The following is a 26736-nucleotide window of genomic DNA, read 5'->3' on the forward strand; positions in this document are numbered from 1 at the left end:
AATTCACCAACAAACAATAGAGAGACATATGTCCGTAGCAAAAGTGATTGAAGTCATTGCAGAAGGCAATACCGTAGAAAATGCAATCAAAAATGCCGCATCAGAGGCGTCCAAAACGCTGAAAAACGTGCGTGGTGTATATGCTGAAGGCATTCAGGCAATAGTCGAAGACGGCAAAGTGACTTCTTTTCGGGTAAACTGCAAAGTGACCTTTGTTATTAGCTAGGCAGGATTTGACCTGGTGAAGACCAAAAAAGCACTGCGTTCCGGGCAAATCAGGCCCATCTCTCGGAACGCAGTTTTTTCATATACCCGAAAGTTGAAGTGAGTACACAGGATGAGGAGCACGTAAAGGCGCAGTGCCTACGTGAAAATGTTCTATCAGCAGGGTAATTATGTGCTTGAGACGCCTTCGTTAGGGCAGGAATACCTGCTGGTATGCCTTGTGGTCGCCTAACATCTCGATTGCGGATGCATATTGCGGGTCAACGGCAAGCGCAGCCTCGGTTTGGGCGGCGTCGCCATGGTAGCGGGCAAGAATCTGGACGCGTAGCCGTTCTTGGAGGCGTACTTTGTGTCGTTCAAAGTCGGTTGCTTTTTCCTCTCTAATGGCCTCCTGAAGGGCTGACATTTCATCTGCAACCGCTGCGTATCCTATATCTTCAAGGTTGCTGCCCAATTGCTCCGCAGCCATTTCTGCCCGGGTGCGATATGAAAAGTCTTGTGTGTTCAGCCAGGCCCGAAACGCGTCATAAAGTTTGTCGTCGATTACAAAATCTGTGTTGATTGTAGGCTGGCTGGCAGCAAAGTGGTTGGCAAAAAAGAAAAATGCAGCGCGCCTGATCAACGCCTGTTCCAGTTCGCTGGACGCACCAAGGGAAACAGGGAGATCCGGTTCGATACCGCGCCCGTCTTTTACAAGCCGTCCAGCAGCTGTTTTAAATGTGCGCCGCAGCGAATCGGGGATTTCGGAGAATGCGCCGTCATGGAGTTTGTAGTCAATTGCTTGTATGCTTCTTCCGCTAGGCGTGAAGTACTGCGAGGTGGTGATTTTCAGGGACGTGTTATACGGCAGCGGTTTAACTATCTGTACGAGCCCTTTACCGAATGATGTGCTGCCTATAATGACGCCGCGGTCAAGATCTTGTAATGCACCGGCGACAATTTCACTCGCGGAAGCACTCATGTCATTGATAAGTACCACAACGGGCAAGTCTGGGAAAATAGGCGTGACCTTGCTGCGATAGGTGTTTTCCGTTTGAGGTAAGCGGCCTCGAGTAGACACAATAACAGATCCTTTGGGCACAAAGAACTGGGCAATGGAAACAGCTTCATCCAGCAGGCCGCCCCTGTTGTCGCGCAGGTCAAGGATGAGACCTTTTACCTGCGATTCTTTTTGCATTTGCTCTATGGCTTCTTTGACCTCTTTGCTTGCATCACGGGTAAAACGGGCGAGTTTGACGTATCCTACGCCGGCCTCTTTACCTTCGCCAATGAAGCCTGCATGGGTGACGTTTTTCAACTGGATCTCTTCGCGGGTTAGCAGGAAATCGAGTGGCTCCGGTATGCCTTCGCGGCTCAGCGAAATTTCTACGGCTGTCCCAGGCTCTCCGCGCAAGATATTGCGAACATCAGAGAAAGACAGTCCACTTGTAGGCTGCCCGGCAACCTCGATAAGAATATCGCCGGTGCGTACTCCTTGCAAATAACCGCTTGTGCCTTCAGTCGGAGAGATGACCGTCATCTTTCCATTCCGCATACCTACGTTGAGGCCAACACCGCCGTACCGACCACGCGTCATAATCTCAATGTCACCGTTGTCTGCTTCATCGAAAAAGTTGGTGTACGGGTCGAGGTTTGTGAGCATGGCGTCAATCCCGGTACGCATGAGCGTTTCCGGATTTAGATCATCTACATAGTCGGTAACCAGTTGCTCGTAGAGGGCGCCAAAAATCTGAAAGTTTTTACGAAGCGCAAAGTACTTGTCGTCATCATCGTGCATCCAGAATCCTGCAAGGAATCCAACGCTGAGCACACAGAGAAAAGAGAAGACGAGTGCCGTTTGTTTATTTATTCTCATGATGATAAAGGGCTTTGGGGTCGTATTTGCGCAGAGATTTGAGAGTATCGAAGTATTCCAAAGGAACAGTTAGGCACGGACAACAATCAGGAAAGGAACAGCAGTTCACAATTGCCTTGAAAAGAGGCACTACCTGAAAAGGTAGGGAAGCTGATATAGTGACGTGTTGAAAGGAGGGACGTTCCTGTCTGGTTTATACAAACAGCAGTCCCGATTGAGATTGTACGTTACAGGTAGTGCCGTTATTTCAGGGCTTCATTCATCTCGCGTTCGCGCTTGCGGGTTACATATGCTGAAACGTAGATAGATGCTTCGTACAGCAGTAACAGCGGCATGGCCACCAGAATCTGAGAAAACGGATCTGGAGGTGTGAAGAATGCGCCTACAATGAGGCAGCCAAGCAAGGCATACTTACGCGAGGCACGCAGTGCTTCAGGTGTTGCAATACCGATCTTCGCCAGGAAGTAGATGACAACTGGCAATTCAAACAGGATACCTGTACCGAGAGACCAGAACGTCACCATTGAAAAATACTTGGTGATATCGAAGTCATTGACAATCATCGATGAAATCTGATAGCTCGAGAAGAACTGGATGGCCATCGGTGTGATGATGAGATAGCCGAAAGCAATGCCGAGCATAAAGAAAAAGGTAGCAAAAACGGCTGCAAACCTGAGCCCCTTTTTTTCGTTTTTGTACAGCCCGGGCTCAATAAAGCGCCAGAGCGAGTAAATAAAAATGGGAGACCCAACAACGATGCCTACGGAGAGGATGACACCGATGTGTACAAAGAACTGGCCTGTTAGTACACGGTTTTGAAGCTGCAGGGTATTGGCTTCGATGCCGAGCAATTCGTAGATGAAAAAGTCACTTTGCGCCGGCCCCAGCAGGAGGACGTCAATAATCCAGGTACTGAAAAAACTGAGGATAATGGTAGCGCCAAGAATGCCACCAAGTCCGAGGAATAGCGTTTTTCTCAGTTCTTCGAGGTGATCCAAAAAGCCCATTTCGGCCATTTCCTCGTCCGTAGGGGGCGGGGCGACGTTGTTAGAGGCACCATCGCCACCAGGCAAGCTTGCAGCTGTTTTACCCAGCTTGGCAAGCGTTCCCAGCGATTTGAGTCCAAAAAGCTTCATTGGATTGTGTATGGCAGGTGAGGCTTGTACAGGGTATCAAGGAGAGTGGGCATTGTCGCGCAAGTTCAAGTCGAGCAGCGAATCAACCCAGAGGCCTTCTGCTTCTACGCGGGTACGGCCTCCGCTCCAGGTAAAGTTAAACAGTGTTGTGAGGCCGGCCACTTCAAACCCATCGCGTTGCAGGAGGCCGATGGCGCGTACTGCGCTGCGGCCACTGTTCAGGATGTCATCCAGCAATACAACTGGCTTAGTCCGGTCGAGTGGGCCTTCAACAAGCCGGCGGCGTCCGTGGGTTTTGCGTTGGTCGCGGATAAATCCGCCTTTGAAAGCTGGCGTGCCTGATGCAGACAGTACCGCACAGACAAGAGAGTATGCGCCAAACCCGTAGCCGGCAATCTGTTCAATGCCTTTGGATTTCAGGCGCTCTCCCAGCACTGCGCCTACTTCCTGGAAAATGTCTGCATCCAGCATCGGAATCCGTGTGTCGAGCAACCATCCTATGGGTTGTCCCCGGGGATCCGTGATCATTTCTTTGTCACGGCGTACGAGGGACATCTCATATAAACGACGGCCCAGCTCCACAAGATCGGAGTAGGTCGTAGTCGGAAGGGTGGAAGTACTAGACGTCGTTTGATTCATTCGACTGGATTCATGCTAGGTGCCAAACATGGCCGAGGGTTTGTTACGAACCTCATTTTTTGCGATCCGTTCCGATCAGGCTATAACAAAATCATAGAGCGGAAATTCTTTGCAGAGTGCATGGACTTCCGATTTGACCTTTTCGATCGCATTTACATCGTCTGGCGCGGAGAGTACGCGGTCGATCAAATCAACAACTGTTTCGAATTCTGCCTCCTTGAAGCCCCGGGTAGACATCGCTGGTGTACCAATTCGGATCCCACTTGTGACAAATGGACTTTTGTCGTCAAATGGTACCATGTTTTTATTGACCGTGATCTCAGCAGCCTGCAACGCAGCTTCAGCTTTTTTGCCAGAGACATGCTTGTTTCTGAGATCGATAAGCATCAGGTGGTTGTCTGTACCGCCCGATACGAGGTTGTAGCCTTTTTCGGTAAAACGATTGGCCATAGCCTTGGCATTTTTAACTACCTGGGCTGAATATGTCGCAAATTCAGGTTTGAGTGCTTCCCCAAAAGCAACAGCCTTTGAGGCAATGACATGCATCAGCGGACCACCCTGGGTGCCGGGGAAGACGGCTGCGTCAAAGAGTTCACTCATGTTTTTGACGCGCCCGCTTTTGGGAGCAACTTTACCCAGGGTATTTTCACTGTCAGATCCAACAAGGATCATGCCTCCGCGAGGACCGCGCAAGGTTTTATGGGTTGTTGTTGTGACAACGTGTGCATGCGGGAGGGGATTTTTCAGTGCACCGGTAGCGATGAGGCCGGCTGTATGGGCCATATCCATCCACAGAAACGCTCCCACTTTATCTGCAATGTCACGAAACGCTTCGTAATCAAAATCGCGGGGGTAAGCGCTCGCCCCGATCGAAATCATTTTCGGTTTAATTTTCTTTGCCGTATCCCACACCTTGTTCATGTCGATGCGGCCGGCATTGGGGCCGTCGGGCTCCACGCCATAAAATTCTGCATTGTAGATAATGCCTGAGAAATTAACGTGGCTGCCATGGGTGAGATGGCCGCCATGCGCAAGGTCCAGGCCGAGCAGCGTATCGCCGGGTTTCAGGAGCGTCAGGTACACCGCAGCATTGGCCTGGGCACCTGAATGAGGCTGGACGTTCACCCAATCGCAGTTGAACAGGGCTTTGGCGCGTGTTCTGGCCAAATCCTCTGCTACATCAACAAACTGGCAGCCGCCGTAATATCTTTTGCCCGGCAGGCCTTCTGCATATTTGTTCGTCAGGGGCGATCCCATGGCCTCCATGACTGCTCGGGTGACAAAGTTCTCCGATGCAATGAGTTCAAGGCCTTCGTTCTGCCGGGTTACCTCGGCCTCAATGGCTGCATACACTTCCGGGTCGTTAAACTGCAACTCGCTCATAAGCGGTATCTATGAAAGAATCGTATGGAAAGAATAATCAACGATGCCCCTTCGATTCATGGAATTGTGGATGGCATCTGGGAAAGGGTATAAGATAGTCCAAAAGCTAACAAGTAATGCCACCAAAAGTGTCAATTTCTGCAAAGAAATCTGTAAACAAAATACGGGCACGAGGCCCGGATGTGTGGTAGATCACAAATCAGAAAGGTGAGGGTGCGGTTGACACAACGCAGCATGGGCTCCCGGTATACTAAATCAGGAGCCGGCGCGCATGATACCGCATCGTAGTGGGGCACAAAGAAAGCTTGCGCTCCTGCCATTAAACGACAGGAGCGCATCCTGTCACATTAAGGTTGTGCTGCATGTGCAGTCATGTTTTCCGATTCGCCAATCTGGAAAAACATGGTTGCAATACCCAGGTATTTCCCAACTTCTTCGTCCTGGAAGTCGTTGGTCAGGGTGATGCGATAAATGCTGAAGAAAAAGAAGTTGTTTCGTTCGGTGTTGTAGCCAGTAGGCTGCTGTTCAGCAGTGGTTGTGTCAGCATTAAACATACGGTCAGTTAATGCCGTACGCTCCTGCTGAAACTGAGACTGCTGTGTAGACTTCTCCAGGTAGGTCTTGAAATCATCAAGCTCCGGATTGTAAACAAACAGTGATACAACGACCACGAAGATGAAGATTAAAAAAGTACGCATTGGACGCTAGATGTGTTAAATAGTTATCCAACAAATACACAATAGCAAAACGGGATTTTGCTTCCATCAATACGGGATACTGTAAAGTAGCGCATAATGTTACGCCACTACAACAGGCAGGCTCCCTTACAGGCTGCTTCCGCACACATTGCGCTAAAAACTTAATGTAACAGGAGCCAGAAGCGCAAATCAACATGCAACTACCGCGCCAATCTTAGCAGATCATTACTTTACCGGATGATGTGCTGACAAGCCAGGACCCATTGCATGACACACGCTCATTTCATTAGACGAACTACGTAGCATACAGGTTCTGGTTGTTTGCCCTGCAACGTGCTGCGTGGCTGCGACCAGCGCTCGCGCAATCTTTAAATGCGTCACGCATAACACTGAAAGGTTGTATTTGATGCGATTTAAAGGTTGGAAGCATGATCCAGTTTTTTTCGTGTTATTGTGTTTTCGTGCTTCCGTTTTGCACTGTTGCGGCGCAGGTAGCACTGCTGTTGTATGCGTCTTTATCAAAACAAGAACAACCACTTCGTATTCGCCACCCGACAATCTGCATTAAACGCAACGCTTAATTCTCGCCTCTTAGCAAACTGATCTGGTGCTGGGCAAACGCGTCGTCCGGATTTATCTCCAGGCATTTCTGATAATTTTTAATGGCGTTCTGCTTTTCGTCTAGCGCAGCATAAGCTGTACCCAGTTGTTGAAACGCGTTGGATGAATTTGGGTAGTTCACCGTATTCAATGTCAACAAAGCGATGGCGCCGGCTTGTACCTGCGGATCATCACTTCTCAACATAGCAACACCCGCTCGCTGGGCCAGTGATTCTGGTGGCAGGAAATTAAAAGATAGCCGGTCTGAGATTGTGTTATAATGAGCCGTCAGTTGTTCGGGTGATTTAACGTCCCGATACGTCAATCCATAGCCTTCGAACATCGCAGCGATGCCGTTATAAAATGCGATCAACGGTATAGAGCCATGATGCTCATCTTCGTAATACGTGAGTTTTGCCCTGAATTGTGGTGCCGGGTTTTTTTTGTTCAAAGCTTCGTAGAATCGTACGTGCCGGTCACGGTTTCTGAGATTTCTCGTCCCCCAGTTTGCGGTTGCGATATAGAGGAATCGGTCAAAGGATTTGTTTGTTGTAGCCTCCACTTTTTGATCCATCGTTGCCACATCCCATGTTCCAAAGCTTGGATCAATAGCCACGAAGGCATTGAATGCTGTGTCCTCTTTCATGTAAACGTGAGATGCAAACAAGCCGCCTAGCGAATGCCCAACCAATATGTTGTACGGTGCAACGCGGTACTTGTCTTGTAAAACAGGTAGAAGCTCTTGCTCGAGGAAACTGAGGAACTGGTCTGCGCCGCCGGTATCATTCTTTCGTGTGGTAACAATTTTGTCGGGCGTAAAATCCCGCTCCCGGTTGGTACTTGGAATGCCAACAACAATCATCTCAGGAACGCGCCGGCCGCCACCCCAGGGAGCATCCATAAACCGCAGGGCACCCGATAACGGGCGAAAATGGGAATGTCCATCCAGGATGATGAGCACTGGATACGTTTTGTGTGTTTGTGCGTCGTCGTTGTAAAACCTGGGGAGGCTTACCCAGTACTCGCGCGCCTCATCGAGCTGCTCCGAGTTAATGTAATACTTGTTGCCAATGACAATTTCTCCTCCAGACTGCGCGTATCCCGGAAGCGCCGGCAAAAGCAGGAGGCATAGAACAATAAGGACTGGATTATACATTGGGATTGTGCTACTGGGTCTTTAGGGGCTATTTGTTTGGTAGAAGACCCGCACCCAACTGCTTTGTTGTCATTTCGATGGAAAGCAGCATCAGGATTGTAGCTGTGTCGCTATTACATCGTACCTATTGCATCATGGCGTAAGCCAGGATGTTAACCCCCATGCGCAGGGCATTGAGTCTTTTGTCTTCAGGGATATTGTGCACGGCTTCTGGCTCCCAACCATCGCCGAGGTCGCTTTCGTACGAATAGAAAACAACAAGGCGGCCCTCGTGAAAGAGGCCAAAGCCTTGTGGCGCCTTGCCATCATGCTCGTGTACTTTGGGCAGGCCATTGGGGAATTTGAAATGGGTGTGGTAAATGGAGTGGCTAAACGGAATTTCTACAAACTCCTGCTCTGGAAAAACCTTTTTCATCTCTCTCCGGATATGGCGATCAAGGCCATAATTGTCATCAACATGCAGAAAGCCGCCGCCTTCCAAATAACGTCGCAAGCGCTGGGCTTCACTTGAAGTGAACCGTACGTTGCCGTGGCCAGTCAGGTAGAGATAGGGATAGGTGAAAACTTTATCGCTACCGAGTTCTACTACTTCTTCGCGTGGGGCTACGTCAATCAGGGTTTGTGCGCGCGTATATTTGAGAAGCTCTACGAGCGATTGGTCATCGCTGTACCAGTCGCCTCCACCACCGTATTTGATGCGTGCAATCTGAACAGTATGGGCATCCTGGCTGTGGGCCGTGGGTGCGGGCAGCACAAGGAGGATGATAAAGAACGTGAACAGCGCGCGTATCATTATTTATGCGGTAAAGTTGTATTCTGTAGCCGATCAGGCCGGGGCGAATAGCGTCCGGCTATGGACCAGACTCATTCGATTTCAATGCTTCAGTTTCGTTTATACGTCAATACCGTTGCCGGTTTCATGCTGGCAGGAATTCTAATTGTTGCAACAGCTTGTGCGCCGGCTGAATCTGTAACTGAAGCGGCCTCCCGCATTCGGGTTATGGAAGAGATGGCACTTGCGGACGCAGCAGAGGCTGCTGGCGGCGACGTGTTGAATGTGGGATTTGTCGTATTGGAAGGTGTTTACAATTCCGAACTGATGGCCCCGTACGACGTGATCCAGCATAGCATTTTTCGGGACTCGCTTCGTTATATGCAGCCATTTATTGTGGCGCCATCGCTGGACCCTGTGGTAACCTTCGAAGGCATAGAAGTCGTGCCACATTTCACCTTTGATACCCATCCCGATATCGATGTACTCATTGTGCCGAGTACCGTGAACAGCATGACTGCAGATCTTGAAGACAAAGTATTCATGAGCTGGCTGACTGAAACGGTTGATGCTGCCAGGTACGTCATAACCGTTTGTGACGGCGCTTTCCCTCTGGCAGCTACAGGTGTGTTGGATGGACGGATTGCTACTACATTCCCTGGAGACCGAGACCGGTTTGCGGCGATGTTTCCGTCCATTGATGTGCGGTATGAGGAACGATTTGTTGTAGATGGAAAGTACATCACTTCAGTAGGCGGAGCGATGAGTTACGAGCCGGCTTTCTATTTGGTAGAACACGTCTATTCAAAATCACATGCTGATAAAACAGCCAGCGGCCTGGTATGGGGCTGGGATCTCGAACAGGTCCCGCACTTGATCGTAGAATCCCCATAGATGGGCTAAAGGTCCGAAATGCTAAACTTGTAAACCTGTAAGTTCTGATATGTCCAAACTCTTTCGCGCATTGATTATTTCTGCAGTGGCAACAGGCGCAGCGGCAGTCATTATTAACGCAGTTCAACAGCGCGCCAGTAAAGATGAAGCCAGAGATGATAGCAACTTTGTTGACGCGGAGAAGCTTTCACAAGAAGAACGCGCTATGCTGACAGATGAATTGAACGCCATGTTGTAGCCATACACGTCAAGCGATACCCTGACGAACAAGCGGCGGTGTCCCATATTTTTTGCCCTGTTTCTACGTACAACAAAACGAAGATCCTTTCGTACGCCCGAGAGATGTGCCGTTTAGAATTGGGTTGGTACTGCCACTGATCCCGCCTTTTTATTGCCTGATGGCATGTCGTTGTTATCCCATTCTTGCGTGTTTATGTATAAATGCAATACACAAAATTGCACGCAAGATGGTAACCCCTCTTCTCTTTTACCAGGTGTAGTTGTACAGCTTGTTGGTGCCGACCTGTGAGAAGTGCTTTCTGAAAAATAACTCTGAAAAATAACAAGGAGACTTATTGCATGCGGATACTTGCTCACGTCTTGACACTCTTTCTCATCAGCTTGCCGGCGTTTGCACAGGATACGAATCCCGTTGCTTCCCCTGAAGCTTCCAAGAGCCCGATCGAGATTCCCTACGAAAAATTTGTGCTGGATAACGGGTTAACCGTTATCGTGCACCAGGATGCCAAAGCGCCCATTGTTGCGGTTAACCTCTGGTATCATGTCGGATCAAAAAATGAGAACAAAGGCAAAACTGGTTTTGCTCACCTGTTTGAACACCTGATGTTCAACGGCTCAGAAAATTTCAATGACGACTACTTCCAGGTCCTCGAAAAAGTTGGCGCTACCGACTTGAACGGTACCACCAATAAAGACCGGACCAACTATTTCCAGAATGTGCCTGTTAATGCACTCGACCTGGCGCTTTGGATGGAGTCGGATCGTATGGGGCACCTGCTTGGTGCTATTGACCAGGGCAAGCTCGACGAACAGCGTGGTGTTGTTCAGAATGAAAAACGACAGGGCGAAAACCAGCCTTACGGCAAAGTATGGACGACCATCGCAGAAAATACCTATCCCGAAGGCCATCCTTACTCGTGGAGCGTTATTGGTTCGATGGAAGACCTGAATGCAGCATCGCTTGAAGATGTACAGGAATGGTTTAAGACCTACTACGGCCCGAACAATGCTACCCTCGTGATTGCCGGCGATATCGACCCACAGGCGGCACGCGAAAAAGTAGAAAAGTACTTTGGCGACATCGAACCGGGACCACCCATTGCCAAGAAAGAAGCCTGGATTGCGCGACGCACCGGTGAAACCCGGATGACGATGGAAGACCGCGTACCGCAGGCGCGTATCTACAAAGTTTGGAACGTTCCTGAGCGTGGTCACATTGACCTGGATCATCTCAACCTGGTTTCAGATGTACTCGGTTCTGGCAAAACGTCCAGGCTATATGAGCGGCTTGTATACAACGACCAGATTGCAACTGCTGCTGCTGCGTACATCTCCACCGGTGAAATTGGTAGCCAATTCCAGATTCAGGTAACTGCAAAGCCTGGCGTTGACCTGGCAACTGTTGAAGCTACTGTAGAGGAAGAACTGCAGCGATTGCTCGAAGACGGCATCGAGGCAACCGAGTTACGTCGTGTGAAAACGCAGTACGTCGCCAGCTTCATCCGTGGTGCTGAGCGTATTGGTGGTTTTGGTGGTAAGTCGGATATTCTCGCACAGAACGAAGTGTACGCCAGTACGCCAGATTTCTATCAGGTAGGTCTGGAGCGCGTACAGCGCGCAACTGAAGACGATCTGTTGCAGGCTGCGCGTGAGTGGTTGTCAGATGGTGTCTTCTCGCTTGAAGTACATCCATACCCTGAACTTGCTGCCACGGGTGAAGGTGTTGACCGCTCTGTAATGCCTGAGGTTGAAAATCCGCCAAACGCGGTTTTTCCGACCATGCAGAAGACAACGCTGAAAAATGGCCTGAATGTGGTGTTGGTTGAACGGGATGCTGTACCGGTTGTGAACTTCCGCCTTGTCTTCGACGCCGGCTATGCGGCTGACCAGTTTGCGAAGCCAGGTACGGCCGGCCTGGCGTTGAGCATGCTCGACGAAGGGACCAAGGATAAAACGGCACTCGAAATCAGTGAAGAACTTGCACTGCTCGGTGCCAGCATTGGCGCATTTTCGGGCCTTGATGCTTCGTCTGTAACGCTCTCATCCCTGAAGTCAGAACTCGGAGCTTCGCTCGACTTGTATGCGGATGTTGTGTTGAATCCTTCTTTTCCGGAAGCTGACTTTAACCGGCTAAAACAGCAGAGACTTGTGGGCATCCAACGTGAAAAAGTAACGCCTGTTCAGATGGCGCTTCGCGTTTTTCCTGGCCTGCTTTACGGTAGCGATCATGCATATGGTCTGCCACTCACGGGATCTGGAACAACTGAGTCGGTTACGTCCATTGAGCGCGATGACCTGATGAAATTCCACGATACCTGGTTCAAGCCAAACAATGCTACAATGATTGTTGTTGGCGATGTTTCGATGAACGAACTCAAGCCTATGCTGGAAGGCGCTTTTTCCAAGTGGAAAAAAGGCAAAGTGCCACAGAAGAACATCAATGAAGTAGCGCACCGGCCGGGTAGCAGCGTTTACATTATGGATCGTCCGGGCTCACAGCAGTCCATCATTTTTGCCGGCCACATTGCGCCGCCAAAAGGCAACCCAAATGAAATCGCAATTGAGACGATGAACACCATCCTTGGTGGCGCCTTCATTTCGCGCATCAACATGAACTTGCGCGAAGACAAAGGTTGGTCCTATGGTGCTCAAAGCCTCATTTGGGACGCAAAAGGCCAGCGCCCTTTCCTCGTCTACGCACCCGTGCAAACCGACAAAACGAAAGAGTCGATGCAGGAAGTTGTCATGGAGCTGAAAGGTATCCTCGACAACAACCCTGTGACGCCGGAAGAAGTTGACCGTGCAAAGCGCAACCAGACCCTTACACTGGCCGGCCGCTGGGAAACCAATGGTGCTGTGATGAGCTCGGTAGCCGAAATGGTGCAGTACGATCTGCCTGACGATTATAACGATACGTACACGAGCCAGGTGCGCTCATTGAGTATCGATAAAATCGCAAGCGCTGCTGAAACGGTGCTCAAGCCAGACAACCTGGTATGGGTTATCGTAGGCGATCGTGCGAAGATTGAAGCTGGTATTCGTGACCTCGATTTGGGTGACATTTACCTGCTCGACGAGAACGGAGAAGTGATGGACTAAGGCATGTAACGTTCTGCTGGCTGCATCTACAAACCCATATCATTGTTTGGTGGTGCGCTGCCAGCACCCAATGTTGCCTCCAATGTGGTCAGGCTGTAAGTGATTGCCTGAAGACTGGCGCTCAACTGAGCGCCAGTCTTTTTTTGTGGGCAAATTTTAGGATCGCTTACCGCTGTGCGTAAATGCTGGTCTGGCCATTTTTATTGAAAGCCATCACATTGTAGCGATCTGCAGGACGGCCTTCCACCTCCATGCCCGGACTTCCAATGGGCATACCAGGGACGGAAATGCCGGCTATATCTGGCTTCTCACGCAGCATTTTCTCGACAACATCAGCCGGCACATGGCCCTCTACAATGTATCCGTCGACAACAGCTGTATGGCAAGACCGCAGCTTCTGTGGAACGCCAAACTGCGTTTTGATGTCGCTCAGGTCATCCAGGTCAGTTGTTTTTACAGTGAAGCCCGCCGTTTCAAGGTGCGTAACCCATTTTTTGCAGCACCCACAGGTAGGTGTTTTATAGACGACCATATTAGGCCGAGGTTGGCTGTTGCTGGGCGTGCATGCAGAGACCAGGAATAGGCCCAGCAGGCTAAAAAACGTGTAGCGAAGGAGTTTCATGTTGCGAGAAGAGGTTTGTTTGCAGGCACTGTATTATCGCAATACGGCTAAAGACGGCTTGTGTTCTTTTAGACCCCGGCTTGCCTACGATCACGTAATTTCTTTTGATGGAACTGATCTGTTGTAGGTAGGAAATCCGATCGTTGTGTAAAAGATATACATAAATCTGTTTGTCTGTTGCGTGCAGGACTTGCATTCGCTCTGCGAACTTGCTAGCCTATGCTGATAAATTGCTCATATTGGAACTGCTTATTTTCAAGTGCACATCATGAAGGAAAAACTATACGAGTATGCTGGTGAAGAAGTCACTGTGTCATATGACCTCAAACGTTGTATACATGCGGCAGCATGTGTGAAGGGATTGCCTGGTGTATTTGATCCGGCCAAAAAGCCATGGGTTTCACCAGATGAGGCGGCAACTGACACCGTTGCGGAGGTCATTCTGCAATGCCCGACCGGTGCCCTGAAGTATACCTTGTCTGATGGCAAAACGGCGGAAGTGCCTGAGGAGAACACGGTTGATGTTGTTGCGGATGGACCGCTTTACGTTCGTGGCAATATGGAAATTACAGGTGCAGAAGGTACGGTTGTCTTGAAAGATACCCGTGTGGCGTTGTGTCGCTGTGGCGCTTCAGAAAACAAACCCCTTTGTGATGGCCGGCACAACAAGGTAGGATTTGCTGATGCCGCGGGTTTTGAAAATCCAAAGGTGAAGCCGGCTGGTGAAGATGCTTCAGCCGGACTCACGATTCGCCTCGCTGAAAACGGTCCGTTGTTGGTCGAAGGGGTTCACACGGTGTATACAGCTGGCCGCGCAGAACACGTTGAAGGAGAAAAGTGCGCGTTGTGTCGTTGCGGTGCCTCCAAAAACAAACCGTTTTGCGACGGTGCACACAAAGCAATTGGTTTTACGGGCTAAACATTGCCGGCAAAACACCACAGGGAGTAAAACTGCAGGGAGTAATACTGCAGGATGGGGTGCAGCCTACGTCAACTGCAGCCGCGTATACTCACGCAATGCTTGCTGAATAAAAGGCGTCTGAGGGAAGCCACCGCCTTTGTGCTGGAGGAATGCTTCTGCGTATTCGCTGCCCATTTTGGGGCCCAGCTTTCTGTCGTGGTCATCCAGCATGTTTTCCACAAACTGGTCTTTACCAAACATCTGCCGGATAACTTCAACCTGTGAGTGGTGTGCGGCAATCATTTTGCGTTTGGTGTCGATTACGCTGCTAATGTCGACGTAGAAATTGGGTGCGTACGGCGTGCCAAGGTGGCCCATCAGGTGCAACGGGGTGGTGTGATAGAGGATGGGTGTTTCTTTCAATGGCTCCATCTTGCTCGGTACGTTCTGCAGGGTTGCAAGCAAGGTTGCGGATTCAACGATAGAACTGGTTGCCCTGTGGTCGGGGTGGTAGTCATTGGGAAGATGGGTGAGCACCACATCAGCCCTCTCCCGGCGGATTAAGTCAGTTGTTTCGATGCGCATTTCTGGGCTGTCAAAGAGGTAGCCGTCACGCTGATCCATACAGATATAAGCGGCATCAATTACAGCTGCTGCAGCGGCCCCTTCTCCTTTGCGGGTTAGCGCGGTGGTTGCTTCATCCATGCCAACACCACCCATGCCGCCCGACGTCATGGTTGTAATAACAATGCGATGCCCTTTTTCACTGAGAAGGGCGAGGGTACCGCCACAAAAAATTTCTGCGTCGTCTGGGTGGGCCTGGATAACCAGGATGGTTTTTGACATGTTGGGTGGGTTGTTCGTTTTGGTATGGATTACTCAGGAATGATCGCGTCTGCCTCGATTTCCACGAGCATGTCGGGATTAATGAGCCGGCTGACTTCAACCATCGTAGCTACGGGCAAAATGTCGCCGAACACTTCGCCATGCGCCCGGCCAACATCTTCCCACAAGGAAATATCTGTAACGTAGATCCGCGTCCGTACGACGTCTTGCAGGCGCGCTTCCGTAGCCCGCAGCGCCGAATCGATGATACGGAGAATTTGTTTAGTCTGGGCATAAGCATCATCTTTACCCACCACTTTCCCTAGCGGATCAGTGGCCGTGGTGCCGGCGATACTTACCATGTTACCTACGCGGACTGCGCGGGAATAACCAACAATGGGCTCCCAGGGTGAACCTGTAGTGACTGTCTGACGCTGCATATGTATGGATGGTTATTGGGTTTAACGCTGCAAATATACAACCCTTTGATGAGCTTTTAATGCAATCTGCAGCACACATTACAATTCCTGCGTTACTTTTTGTATACTGAAACATGAAAGCAGCTCTGCTGTTTGAAAAAAATCCGGCTTATCCAATAGATCTACATCTCTTGGGGGTTAGGTCCTGTGTGCGTTCTTTCTTGCTGATCACTATTCAGTTAACGCCATAACTAGACAAAACGGGCGTATTCTTTTTGATGGTTGCACGCCTCTCGGAATACGTGTCTTTTTTACCACCCCTTCTTTTTCATGCTGTCTGCGTCAAGGCAGATAGGCTACCAACCACCTTGTGTTGCTTTCGTAGGACACAGTTATTTTGGTAGACCTCAGGTTATGCCTTCGCGTGCCCTCGCCGGCTTGTGGACGACTTTTTCGGCGAACATGAAAAGGATCTTTACTAAGCATCTCTTAAGCCATGAAGATGCCCCATGCTTTTCTTGTAGTCCTGGGAGTCATTCTTGCGGGATTTATTCTGCTGGTGGACATGTTGACCACCAGTCAGGGTCTCAATTCTGAAGAATTCTCTTACGTAGTGGGCGGTGTCCCCTATGTTGCGGTTGTTCTCACCACGCTCTGGATGCCTGGTCGATCGTACACGGTTATTTTTGCTATTCTTTCCAGTTTCCTTACGCTGGCTGTCCTTTTCTTTCAGGCAACGTCGTTACCGAGTTTTCCCTGGGTCGACATTGTCTGGCAACCTGAGATTCAGCCCGGTAATGAATTTAGTGTACCCGTCATCAATCGCATTATTGCAGTTTTTGCAATCTGGATAACGGCAACACTAACCATTCAGCGGAAATCATCTGAAGAACGCAGTACCCATTTGAGCGCTATTGTAGAATCGTCGGATGATGCCATTATTGGCAAATCGCTCGACGGCATCATTACAAGCTGGAATGGTGGCGCCACGCGTATTTATCTGTACGAAGCGCGGGAAGCGCTGGGCAGGCATATCAGTATTCTTTGGCCCAAAGGTGCTACCGGGCAGGCGGAAGCTGAAATTTTGCGCCGTATTCGTGCGGGCCGGCAAATTGAGCCGTTCGAAACACTGCGCCGGCGTAAAGATGGAACGCTGGTCAACGTTTCCATTACGTTTTCGCCAACAAAAGACGAAGCCGGCGAGATGGTCGGGCTCGCTGAAATTGCACGTGATATAACAGACCGCAAAAAGTTTGAGCAGGCCCTCATCGAGGCCAAAGAGAATGCAGAGCGGATGAGCCGCTTGAAGTCCTCTTTCCTCACAAACATGAGCCATGAAATTCGCACCCCGCTGTCGGGTATCCTGGGTTTTGCATCAATTCTGGCGCAAGATGCCAATCCGGAGCAGTACGAACTGGCACAACTGATCGAAAAAAGCGGCCGGCGTCTCCTCGACACCATCAACTCTGTGCTCGATCTTTCCATGCTCGAGTCAGACAGTTTCTCGTTGCATCCCAAGCCTGTTGACATGGCAACTGAGGTCAAAGAGAAAGTAGCTTTGCTGCAGCCTCTTGCAGAAAGAAGCAACCTGTATCTGAACGCCATTGTGCCCCATACAAAATGCGTTACCAAAATTGATACGGCTTGCCTGGATCGAATTCTAAATAACCTGATTGGCAATGCCATCAAATTTACCAATGAGGGGGGCGTAACCGTCAAGGTAGAGACCACGCTGAATGCGGTTGTTGTGCAAGTGATTGATACGGGCATCGGGATAAGCAGTGATTTCAGAAGCCGGCTCTTCCACGAGTTTGAACAGGAAAGCAGTGGCATGGCCCGTCTTTACGAAGGATCAGGACTTGGGCTTTCCATTACCAAACGCCTTGTCGACTTGATGGGCGGCAAAATTCAGGTTGACTCAGTACAGGGCAAAGGTAGCCAGTTCACCGTGAGCTTCCCCTTGTCAGATGAAGAGGTTGTTGAGCAGCCGCGGTATCGCCGCAAGCGTGCCCCTAACCGCACACCGCGACGCAATGGGAAAGCAAATATCCTTGTTGTAGATGATGATCCGCGTATGCGGACCCTGTTGCGCCTCATGTTGCAATCTTTTTGCACGCTTGATATGGCGGAAGATGAACATAAAGCCATAGACCTTGCGCGGAGCAACAAATACGACATGATCTTTCAGGATGTGAACATGGGCCGCGCCCGGTCGGGCATTGATGTATTGCGTGAGTTTAGAAAATTGCCGCAATACGAGAAGGTGCCTGTGGTTGCGCTCACGGCCTATGCGTTGCCCAAAGACCGCGAACACTTGCTGCAAGCCGGCTTTGACGAGTATCTGAGCAAACCGATTTCAGAAGAAGAGCTTCGCGCTGTTATCGATGGGGTGTTCAAAGAAGAGTTTATCAACGGCCACGCCAAGAAATAACGTGTGATGCTGAGAAGGCTGGGAATGGCTACGGTGTTTGTGTTTGGAGGGCTGTTGGTGCAGCCGGCGACCGCTTCCTCGTCTATCCCATGCGACGAGGCAGAGACCCTTGCTGCGCTGATTGCCTGTGTGCTTGAGGGCATGCCACGAGCGGACACGGAAGGGTTTGTGATACCGGATCCAGCATTGTCCACTGCATGGCATGCAGTTGTTGCAGCCATGCGGTCAGGCGCGTGTAATGCTGCTGACCTGCCAGCTGTGTTGGCAGATGCCGGATATATCCTCACAGACTTTGTTAGCGATACAGCAGCATACTGCGTGCTGTACGAAGGCTCGGATACAAATTTGGATGGAAGTGTTGATCGGGGCTGGGGGACGTTGATCGTAAATTTGCAACCACGCCGCCTTGTTGACATACAGATTGCCCATCCCTTGAACGATTCAAATACGGGTACACAAGGCATCTCGCTTTTTGAACGGACGGGCGCAAGGGCGTTTCTGATGGCCGGCACCCACCGGCGCGCCAACGCAGCCACCAGTACGTGCCAGTCTTCTTTTAAAATTGCCGACGCCGCTCACAATACCAACCTGCCTTTCCATTGGATTGCAGCTGCAATGCAAGCAGAAGACAGTACACGCAATGTCGTTGCTACCAGCCTACAATTTCATGGTATGGCTTCATCCAGTTGTGTCGGCGTGGATGTATACCTGACACAAGGATCGGGCACGCTGGCTTTGGATACTGCCGGGGCGCTTATGGGTTTGCAAACTGCGCTTGTAGATAAGTGGTCAACGTGGCAGGTAACCATTCCCGGGGATGCGCCAACCTGTAATCTCTCTGGTGGCAGCAATGTGCAGGGCCGGCTCAAAAACGGGGTGCCGGCAGAACAGGTCTGCACGCAAGCAGCTGTTGTAAGTGATATCAGCGGTACCTTTATCCATATTGAGCAGAAAATAGCATTCCGGGATCCCCTTGATTGGGTAGGTGCTTTGGAAGAGGTCTTTCCAGAAGTTCAACAGGTGGCTATTGAGCAACCTGGTGAGGTTGCTGAAGCCATGTCGCAGGAAGTGTTTGGTAGCGTTTATCCCAATCCTTTTGGATCGCAAACCACTATTTTTGTTGAAACGCACCGGTCTCAAACGATAGTGCTTACGCTGTACGACCTCCTCGGACGCCAGCGCCGTGTTGTACATGAAGGGTGGTTACGCGCCGGCGAGCCCCTTCGCATTCCTTTCTATCAGACAGATTTGCCGGCCGGGTTTTATGTATTACATATAGTTGGCGAGCGCCAACATCATTTGCTGCCTTTGCTTGCGAGGTGATATAACATAACCAGATCCAGGCCGGCCACATAGTCTGGTATACCGACCGATTGTACTTTCTGCCCAATTTTTAGCACAATGTCGCGGCAATTGCTCCACGACTCAAACAAGCCGGCTTCAATATTCAAGGCATTAATCTTTTGACAGGTTGTGGCGTGTACCTCCGTGCTTGCCAGAATCTCATCAATGGTGAGGACACCCTGACTAATCCCCCAATTCAAGACGCCCGACGAAACATCCTTTTCTCCTAGCTCTCGCTCCCAGGTTGTAACCCAGTTGCCAATCCGTGTCATCTGCTGGGCATACCAAAAAATCTCACGTAAGCTTGTGTATTCAGTTTTGCGCTCAACAGCTGGTGAGAAGGCGAGATCAACGCCACCAAAAAGGTAAAACATCATATTATGGGCGCTATACACACTGTTCTCGGAATGGTTGATGATTTCCGGGTGGCGATGCAGCATGTCGGCATAGTCAAAAGCATTCCAGACCTGCTTCATGTCGTACATGAAAATCTCCTCATTGGCTTGCCAGCATGGTGCCTTCCTTAGCAAATTAAATGCAGTATCCAGTAATTCATTCAAAAGGTTTATGGCGAAATATCGCATACCGTCGAAGTGGTCGGGAAGCGCATGGTTGCCGAATGGTATTTTAAGCATCACGTCCAGTAAGTCGCGGTCGTGCAGTTTGTCGGCGACATCGTCTACAATGGTGACGGCCATAACGAGTAGCGCTTTAATCAGCGCTACAGTCTTCCTGTCAGTTTCTGGTACGGAGGATAACATGAAGCCGGGATTCCTGGCATAGGTCAGGTGCCAGACCCAGTGCCATAGAAAGCGATTCCTGCTCCAGCTGATTTTTTCATAGGCTTCCGCAAAGTGCTGCAATTCCTCTGGTAGTTGTAGCGCATGCAATTCTTCCATGATTTGCTGCTGGCGTACGCTACTTTGTGCAATGATGTGCGCAATACTGGGTACGATGGGTTCTTGCATGTGGGTATAATCAGGCCAAATAGAAAAAGGATATTTTACGTCACGCGTTACCTTGAATGCGCGATTTTCGACGCGGATACGTCATGTGCTTCCATCAATGTTCTGTGTAGTTTTTGGCGTAAGCGATTGTTATTGTCTGGCTGTGTAACATTTTTTACTTGAAATGCGCTTTGACAGGTATATTACATTCTTTCACAGCTACAAGTAAGGCGCGATATGGCACAACATTTTTTATCCGAGCATATGCTATCTGCAGGGTTTACGGCTTCGTCACGTTTGTCGTGCTCTCGCCGGCAATTTGGAAAAGTGCTCAGCGCTGGGCTCCTCGGAGCCATGATGGGTTGCCAGGCAACCGAGGAAAAAACAGGGGTACCCATTGACGTGCAACTGGCGGAGCTTTTTGCCGGCGATCCCATGCCTGGCGGGTTAGCTGCTGCTGCAGTTCGGGGAGAGAAGCTTGTATGGTCCGGCGGGTTTGGGCATGCTGATATTGGTGGAGGTATACCGATGAGTCCTGACCACATTCAAAATATTGGCTCCATATCGAAGACGGTTACTGCAACGGCCATCATGCAGTTGTGGGAGCAGGGGGCGTTTAAACTGGATGACGACATTAATGCCTATCTCCCGTACAGCGTGAGAAATCCGCGATTCCCGGACGCACCGATTACTTTTCGGCAATTGCTGGCGCACCGATCATCGATTAATGACGGGCCGTCGTACGATGAATCATATGCTTGCGGTGACCCCGCTGTGTCGCTTGCAGAATGGATTGAAGGATACTTCACCGAAGGGGGGGCTTATTACGATGCTGAAGCAAATTTTCATACCTGGATACCGGGTACTACCAATCCGCCTGAGTCCCCGCGCGCATATAGTAATGTTGCTTATGGCCTTCTCGGAGTGCTCGTTGAGCAGATCGCCGGCGGATTGTTTTCTGATTATTGCCGGCAGCATATTTTTGAGCCTCTACGGATGGACAAGACGGGATGGCATCTCTCTGAAATAGATCAAAGCCAACATGCTATGCTGTACAGCGGTGTGCCTGAAGAAGCAGGTGAAACACTATATCTCCCTGCTGACGGGACGCGCGAATCACTTGTAGTTGATGGCGTCTATCCCCACTGTTTGTACAGTTTCTACAACTACCCGGATGGGCTGGTACGGACGAGTGTGAATGGGCTGTCCCGTTTCCTGCGGGCCTACATGAATGGCGGTGCACTTGAAGGTGGGCGCATTTTGAAAGCTGAGACCATCCAGACCATGTTATCTGACCAGCACTTTGAACGCGGTTTGTGCTGGGACACGTATGGCGATGAAGATGACGTGTGGGGGCATGACGGAGGGGATCCGGGTGTAGCAACGTTTATGGGCTACACGCCGGCTGAAAACCTTGGCGTTGTCCTGTTCTTCAATGCCGGCAATTTCAGTGACAATACCAATGAGATGGTTTCTGCACTGTTTGAGGCTGCACGAACCGCTGCTTGATCACGTGTTACTCGGCAGCCTCGACTTTGGCGGCTTTTAATTCGGCGCCTTTACGATTGGCCGCAACACGTTTGACCAATTCATCTGTCATCACCCCGAGCAGGATGACCGCGCCAATGATTGCAAACTCCAGTTGGGTGGGGATACCGAGAATATTGATAGCGTTGTAAAGGACGCGCATCACGGCTGCTCCAATCACGACACCCAGAATAGTGCCTTCGCCACCGCGGAGGCTACATCCGCCAAGTACTGCTGCTGCAATTGCGTAGAGTTCGTAAAAGTTGCCATGCACAGCCGGCTGTACAGAGTTAACATCCAGCGCGAACAAGATGCCACCGATGCCCGCAGTAACCGAACCGATGATATAGGCGATGATGATCATACGCTGTGTATTTATCCCGCTGTATCGTGCAGCTTCTTCGTTGCGCCCCAGGGCGAGCAAGTAGCGCCCCCATACGGTGTAGTTGAGGAAAAGGCCAGCCAGCAGCGCAAGCACAACAAGCACGATAAAAGGCATGGGCAGACCAAACGCCTCTGTAATTTGAATGCGGCCGATGGCGAGTTGCCGCAAGCCATCAAACTGATTGCCGAAGCCCTGGGTTTGATCGCCGGTCATCCAGCGCGCAAAACCGCGATAAAACAGCAATCCACACAGGGTAACAACAAAAGGTTGCAGTCGCACCTTGGTAATGAGCAACCCGTGCAATACGCCAATAGCCAGTGAGACAAGGAGCACTGCAAGCAGCGACATCGGTACGGACCATTGCAAATTTATCAGCATCATGGGCAACAGGACCCCCACGAGGCCGATAACTGACCCCACGGACAGGTCAATTCCGCCGGTTATGATGATGAAAGCGGCTCCAATACTGATAATACCAAAAAGCGAAGTCCACCTGATGGTATTCTGCAAGTTGTAGGCTGTAAGAAAGCGCGGCTCAATAATCGCCGTGAAAATCAGTACTGCAATCAGCAGGCCCAGAATGCCTAGAATCTTTTTCATAATGGTGTGTAGATGGTGCGCCGTGTCTGGCGTTTTCCTGGCAGGTGGTAGGTACTCAAGCTGCTTTTTTGCCGGTTGCCAGGTGCATTACGGCTTCCTCGGTCAATTCGCTGCGTTGTAATTCTCCCGTAATCTGCCCTTCATGCATCACGAGCACGCGGTCAGACATACCCAGGATTTCTTCAAGTTCACTGCTTACAAACAAAATTGCCATACCCGACCGGGCAAGCGACTCCATGAGTTTGTAGACTTCTTCTTTGGCGCCGATGTCGATCCCGCGTGTGGGTTCATCCATCAGCAAAATGTCGGGCTGCATGGTCAGCCATTTGCCCAGCACCACTTTCTGCTGGTTGCCGCCAGAGAGGTAGCGGACAACCTGGCGGTCTGTTGGGGTTTTGATGTTGAGCCGACCAATCATCTCCTTCGTGTCATCAACTTCTTTTGTCCGGTTGAGGCTGCCCATTGTGAGCCGGTTACGCCACAACCCCGCAAGGCTCACGTTTTCCCGAACGTTCATTTCGATGATTAAGCCCTGCTCTTTGCGTCCTTCTGGCACCAGGGCAAGCCCGGCATTGATAGCGTCAAGCGGGCTTTGGAGTTGGACCTCCCCGTCTTTCAGTTTAATGGTGCCGCGAACAGCGCGGTCAACGCCAAAGAGTACGCGGAGCAATTCTGTGCGCCCTGAGCCTACGAGCCCGGAGATCCCAACAATTTCACCGCTGTGCACAGAAAAGTTGAGCGTATGCTCAGGCCATGCCGGCGTAGACAGGTTGGTGACTTCCAGCACTTTGTCGCCCCGTTGATGCGGGGACAACGCATAATACTGCGATACATCCCGCCCAACCATCATTTGAACCATGCCGTCATGGCTGATTTCATCTCGCAGCAGGGTGCCGGCATTCTCACCATCGCGAAGGACGAGCACCCGGTCGGAAAGCAGCTTGACCTCTGCCAGGCGGTGGGAAATATAAATGATACTTACACCTCGCTGCTTGAGGTCGCGCACTACCTCGAACAAACGTTCCGTTTCGCCGGCAGACAAGCTTGAAGTAGGCTCATCCATAATGATGACCCGCGCATTTGAGGAAACAGCTTTGGCTATTTCGACAAGCTGTTGTTGGCCAATAGAGAGTTCGCGCACCAGCGTATCCGGCGAGACCTGGAGCCCAATTTTGTCCAGCACTTTAGCTGATTCATCATAGATGATCCGCTTGTTGATCATCCCCATTCGACGGGGCTCTCGGCCCAGAAAAATGTTGGCACCAACCGAGAGGTTGTCAGAGAGGTTGAGTTCCTGATGGATGAGAGAAATGCCGAGGTCAGTTGCCTTCCTGCACGAATCAATTACGACAGGATTGCCCTCAAGAATGGTCTGCCCTTCATCGGGTAACTGGACGCCGGCAAGGATTTTCATCAGCGTGCTTTTGCCGGCGCCATTTTCCCCAATAACTGAAAGTACTTCGCCCTTGCCCAGGCTGAGGTCAACCTGATTCAGCGCAACTACGCCCGGAAAGCGCTTGGTAACGCTGCTTACTTGGAGCAGCGGGGCATTGTCCGGTGTGCTCATTCGGATTCGCTACGCAGTTGTTTGAGCTCTGTCCAGAATTCGTCAACATTCTCAGCAGTGATGGTCCGCGCCGGGATGTCGATGAATTTGCTTTCCGGAATAACGGATTCGTCGCCTCGTGCAAGAGCTGACAGCACACGGACAGATTCATACCCATACATATAAGGATTCTGAACCACGGTGCCTTGCATGTGGCCATCTTTGATACCTTGCAGTGTGTCGTCTTCCTCGTCGAATGCGATAACTTTGATTTGCCCCGCTTTGCCGGCTTCTTTTACTGCTTCGAGGCATTTGGGAGGATTGTAGCCAAACAGGCCAACCATTGCATCCAGTTCTGGATACTTGGCAATGGCATCTTCTGCCTGCGATTTGGCGCGCGCAAAATCAAATTGATCCGTACGGGTATCGATGATGGTATATTTCTCGCCAACAATTGGGCCCGTGTTCGGGTCGTTTTCGCGGTTGATGTCGAACGGGCGATCGAGCAATTCGTCGATTACACCTTGCCGGCGCTGGTCAGCATTGAGCTGGCCGAGGCGGCCTACAAAAATCATGACTTCGCCACCATCCGGCAAAGCTTCTTTTACCAGTTTGCCACACATCCGGCCTGCTGTATAGTTATCCATACCGATATACAGCTCGCGGTTGGTTTGCGGCGCATCAGAGTCGTGCGTGATGTAGCGTGTGACAGACGCAATTTCATTAAGGATGTCAACCTGGTTTGCAGGGTCGATGGGGCTAACGGCCACGCCGTCAATCCCTTTGGCCAGCAGGTCCTGGATCATACGCTTCTGGTCACCTGTCCCCTCGGGAGGCATCATGACACTTACATCTACACCAAATTCTTTGGCGCTGTCGTTGGCCCCTTTTTCTGCAATTACCCAGAAGTCTGAAATACCATTGGTTACATAGCCAACTTCAATGTCTTGTGCGGAGTCGGATTTTTCGCCACAGCCTGCAAAGGCAAGCAGAAGGAGTACAACGAAGCTCTTTAACAGGTGGTGTTTCATCATGGAACTACAAATTGTATTAGTGGAACGTTTTGCCGCCGTTTACAGCAACGGTTTGTCCGGTAACAAAGGCTGCTTCCTCGCTGGCAAGGTATAGGGCAGCCGCTGCAACGTCTTCAGGGAGCCCCCATCTGCCGGCAGGAATCGAGGCAAGATACATATCTTTCATCTCTTGTGGGTCTTTTTCATGTCTTTCAACAGGAATCCATCCAGGGGAGATCATATTTACCGTAATGCCAAAAGGAGCTAACTCATTGGACAGACTCCTGGAAAACCCCGTTTGGGCGCCTTTGGCAGCAACATATGCTGTGAAAGGTGCAACGCCCAGAGAAAATACTTCACTCGTAATATTGATGATACGCCCCCATTTTTGCCTTTTCATGTGCGGCAGGCACGCTGTGGTTAGCAAATAAGGGCTTTTGAGAAAAAAATCAATCATGGATTGATAGAAATCCCAGTCATATTCTTCTATGGGTTTCAGGGGCTGGTCGGGGGTAGCATTGGGAATCAGAATATCAACAGGACCAAGCGCAGATTCAATGGTATTGAACAACGTTTTGACACTATCAGGGTCAATGACATTGGCCTGGGTGATCATGCATGGACTACCAATAGCCTTTAATTCAGCAAAAGTAGCCTCTGCGCGTGTGCGGTTGTTATAATAATTCATAACCACTTTAGCACCATGACGGGCAAATTCCATCGCCATTGCTTTGCCCAGGCCTGTTGTGCTGCCCGTAATTAAGACGATGCGATTTTCAAGAGTAAATGCCATGCGCTTTTTTTTGGTTTTGCATTCCGGATTAATTTATCGTTTCAGCATGGCTTAAAACCACTAAGCTGAAAGAATATCGTGGAGGTGACACTTTTTTGCTATTTTTCGTAAAAAATTTTATCAAAAATTGCAGATTTATGTATAAAATTTGCAGTTTTTACATTTCAGAGCTTGTCGCCACAGTATTTGCAGTACTCGGCATCCCTGTCATGACCTTCCAGACTGCAGGAATGACAGGAACGGGTGGATGTAAGGTCAATTTCTGCTCGCGATAATTCAACACTCACAATACCTGTAGGAACAGCCAGGATAGCATATCCGAGAATCATAACAACAGAAGCAAGGGCTTGACCAAGGGGTGTTTGTGGGGAAATGTCACCATATCCAACTGTAGTCAAGGTTACGATAGCCCAGTAAACGCTGCGGGGAATACTGGTAAAGCCGTTTTCATCGCTTTCGATGAAATACATCAATGAGCCAAGAATAATCACGAGAGTGGTAACGGTAAACAAAAAAACGGTGATTTTGCGCCGGCTTGCGCGCAAAGCCTGGGTGAGTATTGCTGCTTCAGCGATATACTTTGCAAGCTTCAATACCCGGAATACGCGTAAAATACGCAGTAGGCGGATGACAAGCAGAAACTGGGTCCCTGGTACGAGCAGGCTGAGGTAGGTTGGTACAATGGC

Annotated in this window: 24 protein-coding genes; 8 read left to right on the forward strand and 16 right to left on the reverse strand. The window is 50.3% G+C overall.

All coding sequences use genetic code 11. The annotated features are described in order from the left end of the window. Nucleotides 1–28: 28 nt before the first annotated feature. Entirely contained in the window at nucleotides 29–226 is a 198-nt protein-coding gene (locus AAF564_02995) for a dodecin family protein (GenBank protein ID MEM8484485.1), read from the forward strand. Nucleotides 227–415: 189 nt separating this feature from the next. Here the strand turns inward: AAF564_02995 and AAF564_03000 are convergent, their stop codons facing one another. The 7 genes from AAF564_03000 to AAF564_03030 form a co-directional block, all read right to left on the reverse strand. Then, nucleotides 416–2080, reverse strand: a complete 1665-nt coding sequence (locus AAF564_03000) for a S41 family peptidase (GenBank protein MEM8484486.1) — start codon at nucleotides 2078–2080, stop codon at nucleotides 416–418. 242 nt (nucleotides 2081–2322) lie between these two features. Then, complete coding sequence (gene tatC / locus AAF564_03005; protein ID MEM8484487.1) at nucleotides 2323–3216, reverse strand: twin-arginine translocase subunit TatC; 894 nt, start codon at nucleotides 3214–3216, stop codon at nucleotides 2323–2325. 36 nt (nucleotides 3217–3252) lie between these two features. After that, nucleotides 3253–3855, reverse strand: a complete 603-nt coding sequence (locus AAF564_03010; GenBank protein MEM8484488.1) for an orotate phosphoribosyltransferase — start codon at nucleotides 3853–3855, stop codon at nucleotides 3253–3255. Nucleotides 3856–3930: 75 nt separating this feature from the next. Continuing rightward, complete coding sequence (gene glyA / locus AAF564_03015; GenBank protein MEM8484489.1) at nucleotides 3931–5238, reverse strand: serine hydroxymethyltransferase; 1308 nt, start codon at nucleotides 5236–5238, stop codon at nucleotides 3931–3933. Between the two features lie 347 nt (nucleotides 5239–5585). Beyond that, nucleotides 5586–5936 carry a hypothetical protein gene (locus AAF564_03020; protein ID MEM8484490.1) on the reverse strand — a complete coding sequence of 117 codons (351 nt, stop codon included), beginning with the start codon at nucleotides 5934–5936 and terminating at the stop codon, nucleotides 5586–5588. Between the two features lie 577 nt (nucleotides 5937–6513). Then, nucleotides 6514–7692 (reverse strand): alpha/beta hydrolase-fold protein, encoded by a 1179-nt coding sequence (locus AAF564_03025; protein MEM8484491.1) that lies wholly within the window; start codon nucleotides 7690–7692, stop codon nucleotides 6514–6516. A 124-nt stretch (nucleotides 7693–7816) separates the two neighbouring features. Continuing rightward, on the reverse strand, nucleotides 7817–8485 hold the full coding sequence (locus AAF564_03030; GenBank protein ID MEM8484492.1) for a DUF4159 domain-containing protein: 669 nt from the start codon (nucleotides 8483–8485) through the stop codon (nucleotides 7817–7819). Between the two features lie 84 nt (nucleotides 8486–8569). Between AAF564_03030 and AAF564_03035 the strand changes: the two genes are divergently transcribed. The 3 genes from AAF564_03035 to AAF564_03045 all read left to right on the forward strand — a co-directional run bounded on the left by AAF564_03035 (nucleotide 8570) and on the right by AAF564_03045 (nucleotide 12697). Further along, nucleotides 8570–9358 carry a DJ-1/PfpI family protein gene (locus AAF564_03035; GenBank protein MEM8484493.1) on the forward strand — a complete coding sequence of 263 codons (789 nt, stop codon included), beginning with the start codon at nucleotides 8570–8572 and terminating at the stop codon, nucleotides 9356–9358. Nucleotides 9359–9407: 49 nt separating this feature from the next. Then, nucleotides 9408–9596 carry a hypothetical protein gene (locus AAF564_03040; protein MEM8484494.1) on the forward strand — a complete coding sequence of 63 codons (189 nt, stop codon included), beginning with the start codon at nucleotides 9408–9410 and terminating at the stop codon, nucleotides 9594–9596. A gap of 341 nt (nucleotides 9597–9937) precedes the next feature. Then, on the forward strand, nucleotides 9938–12697 hold the full coding sequence (locus AAF564_03045) for a pitrilysin family protein (protein MEM8484495.1): 2760 nt from the start codon (nucleotides 9938–9940) through the stop codon (nucleotides 12695–12697). A gap of 166 nt (nucleotides 12698–12863) precedes the next feature. Here the strand turns inward: AAF564_03045 and AAF564_03050 are convergent, their stop codons facing one another. After that, nucleotides 12864–13319 (reverse strand): DUF411 domain-containing protein, encoded by a 456-nt coding sequence (locus AAF564_03050; protein MEM8484496.1) that lies wholly within the window; start codon nucleotides 13317–13319, stop codon nucleotides 12864–12866. A 268-nt stretch (nucleotides 13320–13587) separates the two neighbouring features. Here AAF564_03050 and AAF564_03055 point away from each other — a divergent pair, with 268 nt between their 5' ends. Beyond that, nucleotides 13588–14238, forward strand: coding sequence for a CDGSH iron-sulfur domain-containing protein (locus AAF564_03055; protein MEM8484497.1), 651 nt, complete (start codon nucleotides 13588–13590; stop codon nucleotides 14236–14238). A gap of 66 nt (nucleotides 14239–14304) precedes the next feature. Here AAF564_03055 and AAF564_03060 read toward each other — a convergent pair whose 3' ends face one another. Together AAF564_03060 and AAF564_03065 are read right to left on the reverse strand one after the other, a co-directional pair. Beyond that, the gene (locus tag AAF564_03060) at nucleotides 14305–15066 is read right to left on the reverse strand and encodes a PIG-L family deacetylase (GenBank protein MEM8484498.1); all 762 of its coding nucleotides are present in this window, start codon (nucleotides 15064–15066) and stop codon (nucleotides 14305–14307) included. Nucleotides 15067–15095: 29 nt separating this feature from the next. Next, nucleotides 15096–15485, reverse strand: coding sequence for a RidA family protein (locus AAF564_03065; protein ID MEM8484499.1), 390 nt, complete (start codon nucleotides 15483–15485; stop codon nucleotides 15096–15098). A gap of 475 nt (nucleotides 15486–15960) precedes the next feature. Between AAF564_03065 and AAF564_03070 the strand changes: the two genes are divergently transcribed. Together AAF564_03070 and AAF564_03075 are read left to right on the forward strand one after the other, a co-directional pair. Continuing rightward, entirely contained in the window at nucleotides 15961–17895 is a 1935-nt protein-coding gene (locus AAF564_03070) for an ATP-binding protein (GenBank protein MEM8484500.1), read from the forward strand. A gap of 6 nt (nucleotides 17896–17901) precedes the next feature. Continuing rightward, a complete protein-coding gene (locus AAF564_03075; GenBank protein MEM8484501.1) occupies nucleotides 17902–19218 on the forward strand; it encodes a T9SS type A sorting domain-containing protein in 1317 nt (438 codons plus the stop codon). On the opposite strand, the gene AAF564_03080 is transcribed toward AAF564_03075, so the two are convergent. Then, the gene (locus AAF564_03080; protein ID MEM8484502.1) at nucleotides 19191–20207 is read right to left on the reverse strand and encodes a hypothetical protein; all 1017 of its coding nucleotides are present in this window, start codon (nucleotides 20205–20207) and stop codon (nucleotides 19191–19193) included. The two genes, AAF564_03075 and AAF564_03080, sit on opposite strands and share 28 nt — an antisense overlap. A 216-nt stretch (nucleotides 20208–20423) precedes the next feature. On the opposite strand from AAF564_03080, the gene AAF564_03085 reads away from it, so the two are divergent. Next, nucleotides 20424–21695, forward strand: a complete 1272-nt coding sequence (locus AAF564_03085; GenBank protein MEM8484503.1) for a serine hydrolase domain-containing protein — start codon at nucleotides 20424–20426, stop codon at nucleotides 21693–21695. 7 nt (nucleotides 21696–21702) lie between these two features. Here AAF564_03085 and AAF564_03090 read toward each other — a convergent pair whose 3' ends face one another. The 5 genes from AAF564_03090 to AAF564_03110 all read right to left on the reverse strand — a co-directional run. Next, nucleotides 21703–22698 carry an ABC transporter permease gene (locus tag AAF564_03090; protein MEM8484504.1) on the reverse strand — a complete coding sequence of 332 codons (996 nt, stop codon included), beginning with the start codon at nucleotides 22696–22698 and terminating at the stop codon, nucleotides 21703–21705. A gap of 55 nt (nucleotides 22699–22753) precedes the next feature. Then, nucleotides 22754–24265, reverse strand: a complete 1512-nt coding sequence (locus tag AAF564_03095) for a sugar ABC transporter ATP-binding protein (GenBank protein MEM8484505.1) — start codon at nucleotides 24263–24265, stop codon at nucleotides 22754–22756. Then, nucleotides 24262–25278, reverse strand: a complete 1017-nt coding sequence (locus tag AAF564_03100) for a sugar-binding protein (GenBank protein MEM8484506.1) — start codon at nucleotides 25276–25278, stop codon at nucleotides 24262–24264. Before AAF564_03100 ends, AAF564_03095 begins: the two co-directional genes overlap by 4 nt. A gap of 16 nt (nucleotides 25279–25294) precedes the next feature. Next, the gene (locus AAF564_03105) at nucleotides 25295–26050 is read right to left on the reverse strand and encodes a 3-oxoacyl-ACP reductase family protein (protein MEM8484507.1); all 756 of its coding nucleotides are present in this window, start codon (nucleotides 26048–26050) and stop codon (nucleotides 25295–25297) included. Between the two features lie 164 nt (nucleotides 26051–26214). Then, nucleotides 26215–26736 (reverse strand): potassium channel family protein (locus AAF564_03110; GenBank protein ID MEM8484508.1); only part of this gene is annotated, 522 nt, incomplete at its 5' end.

The organism is Bacteroidota bacterium (assembly GCA_039111535.1).
Classification (GTDB): Bacteria; Bacteroidota; Rhodothermia; order Rhodothermales; family JAHQVL01; genus JBCCIM01.

Bases quoted from the DNA above. Each gene is read 5' to 3' on its own strand.
- AAF564_02995 (MEM8484485.1), top strand. From the start codon at position 29: ATGTCCGTAGCAAAAGTGATTGAAGTCATTGCAGAAGGCAATACCGTA.
- AAF564_03000 (MEM8484486.1), bottom strand. From the start codon at position 2,080: ATGAGAATAAATAAACAAACGGCACTCGTCTTCTCTTTTCTCTGTGTG.
- tatC (MEM8484487.1), bottom strand. From the start codon at position 3,216: ATGAAGCTTTTTGGACTCAAATCGCTGGGAACGCTTGCCAAGCTGGGT.
- AAF564_03010 (MEM8484488.1), bottom strand. From the start codon at position 3,855: ATGAATCAAACGACGTCTAGTACTTCCACCCTTCCGACTACGACCTAC.
- glyA (MEM8484489.1), bottom strand. From the start codon at position 5,238: ATGAGCGAGTTGCAGTTTAACGACCCGGAAGTGTATGCAGCCATTGAG.
- AAF564_03020 (MEM8484490.1), bottom strand. From the start codon at position 5,936: ATGCGTACTTTTTTAATCTTCATCTTCGTGGTCGTTGTATCACTGTTT.
- AAF564_03025 (MEM8484491.1), bottom strand. From the start codon at position 7,692: ATGTATAATCCAGTCCTTATTGTTCTATGCCTCCTGCTTTTGCCGGCG.
- AAF564_03030 (MEM8484492.1), bottom strand. From the start codon at position 8,485: ATGATACGCGCGCTGTTCACGTTCTTTATCATCCTCCTTGTGCTGCCC.
- AAF564_03035 (MEM8484493.1), top strand. From the start codon at position 8,570: ATGCTTCAGTTTCGTTTATACGTCAATACCGTTGCCGGTTTCATGCTG.
- AAF564_03040 (MEM8484494.1), top strand. From the start codon at position 9,408: ATGTCCAAACTCTTTCGCGCATTGATTATTTCTGCAGTGGCAACAGGC.
- AAF564_03045 (MEM8484495.1), top strand. From the start codon at position 9,938: ATGCGGATACTTGCTCACGTCTTGACACTCTTTCTCATCAGCTTGCCG.
- AAF564_03050 (MEM8484496.1), bottom strand. From the start codon at position 13,319: ATGAAACTCCTTCGCTACACGTTTTTTAGCCTGCTGGGCCTATTCCTG.
- AAF564_03055 (MEM8484497.1), top strand. From the start codon at position 13,588: ATGAAGGAAAAACTATACGAGTATGCTGGTGAAGAAGTCACTGTGTCA.
- AAF564_03060 (MEM8484498.1), bottom strand. From the start codon at position 15,066: ATGTCAAAAACCATCCTGGTTATCCAGGCCCACCCAGACGACGCAGAA.
- AAF564_03065 (MEM8484499.1), bottom strand. From the start codon at position 15,485: ATGCAGCGTCAGACAGTCACTACAGGTTCACCCTGGGAGCCCATTGTT.
- AAF564_03070 (MEM8484500.1), top strand. From the start codon at position 15,961: ATGAAGATGCCCCATGCTTTTCTTGTAGTCCTGGGAGTCATTCTTGCG.
- AAF564_03075 (MEM8484501.1), top strand. From the start codon at position 17,902: ATGCTGAGAAGGCTGGGAATGGCTACGGTGTTTGTGTTTGGAGGGCTG.
- AAF564_03080 (MEM8484502.1), bottom strand. From the start codon at position 20,207: ATGCAAGAACCCATCGTACCCAGTATTGCGCACATCATTGCACAAAGT.
- AAF564_03085 (MEM8484503.1), top strand. From the start codon at position 20,424: ATGGCACAACATTTTTTATCCGAGCATATGCTATCTGCAGGGTTTACG.
- AAF564_03090 (MEM8484504.1), bottom strand. From the start codon at position 22,698: ATGAAAAAGATTCTAGGCATTCTGGGCCTGCTGATTGCAGTACTGATT.
- AAF564_03095 (MEM8484505.1), bottom strand. From the start codon at position 24,265: ATGAGCACACCGGACAATGCCCCGCTGCTCCAAGTAAGCAGCGTTACC.
- AAF564_03100 (MEM8484506.1), bottom strand. From the start codon at position 25,278: ATGATGAAACACCACCTGTTAAAGAGCTTCGTTGTACTCCTTCTGCTT.
- AAF564_03105 (MEM8484507.1), bottom strand. From the start codon at position 26,050: ATGGCATTTACTCTTGAAAATCGCATCGTCTTAATTACGGGCAGCACA.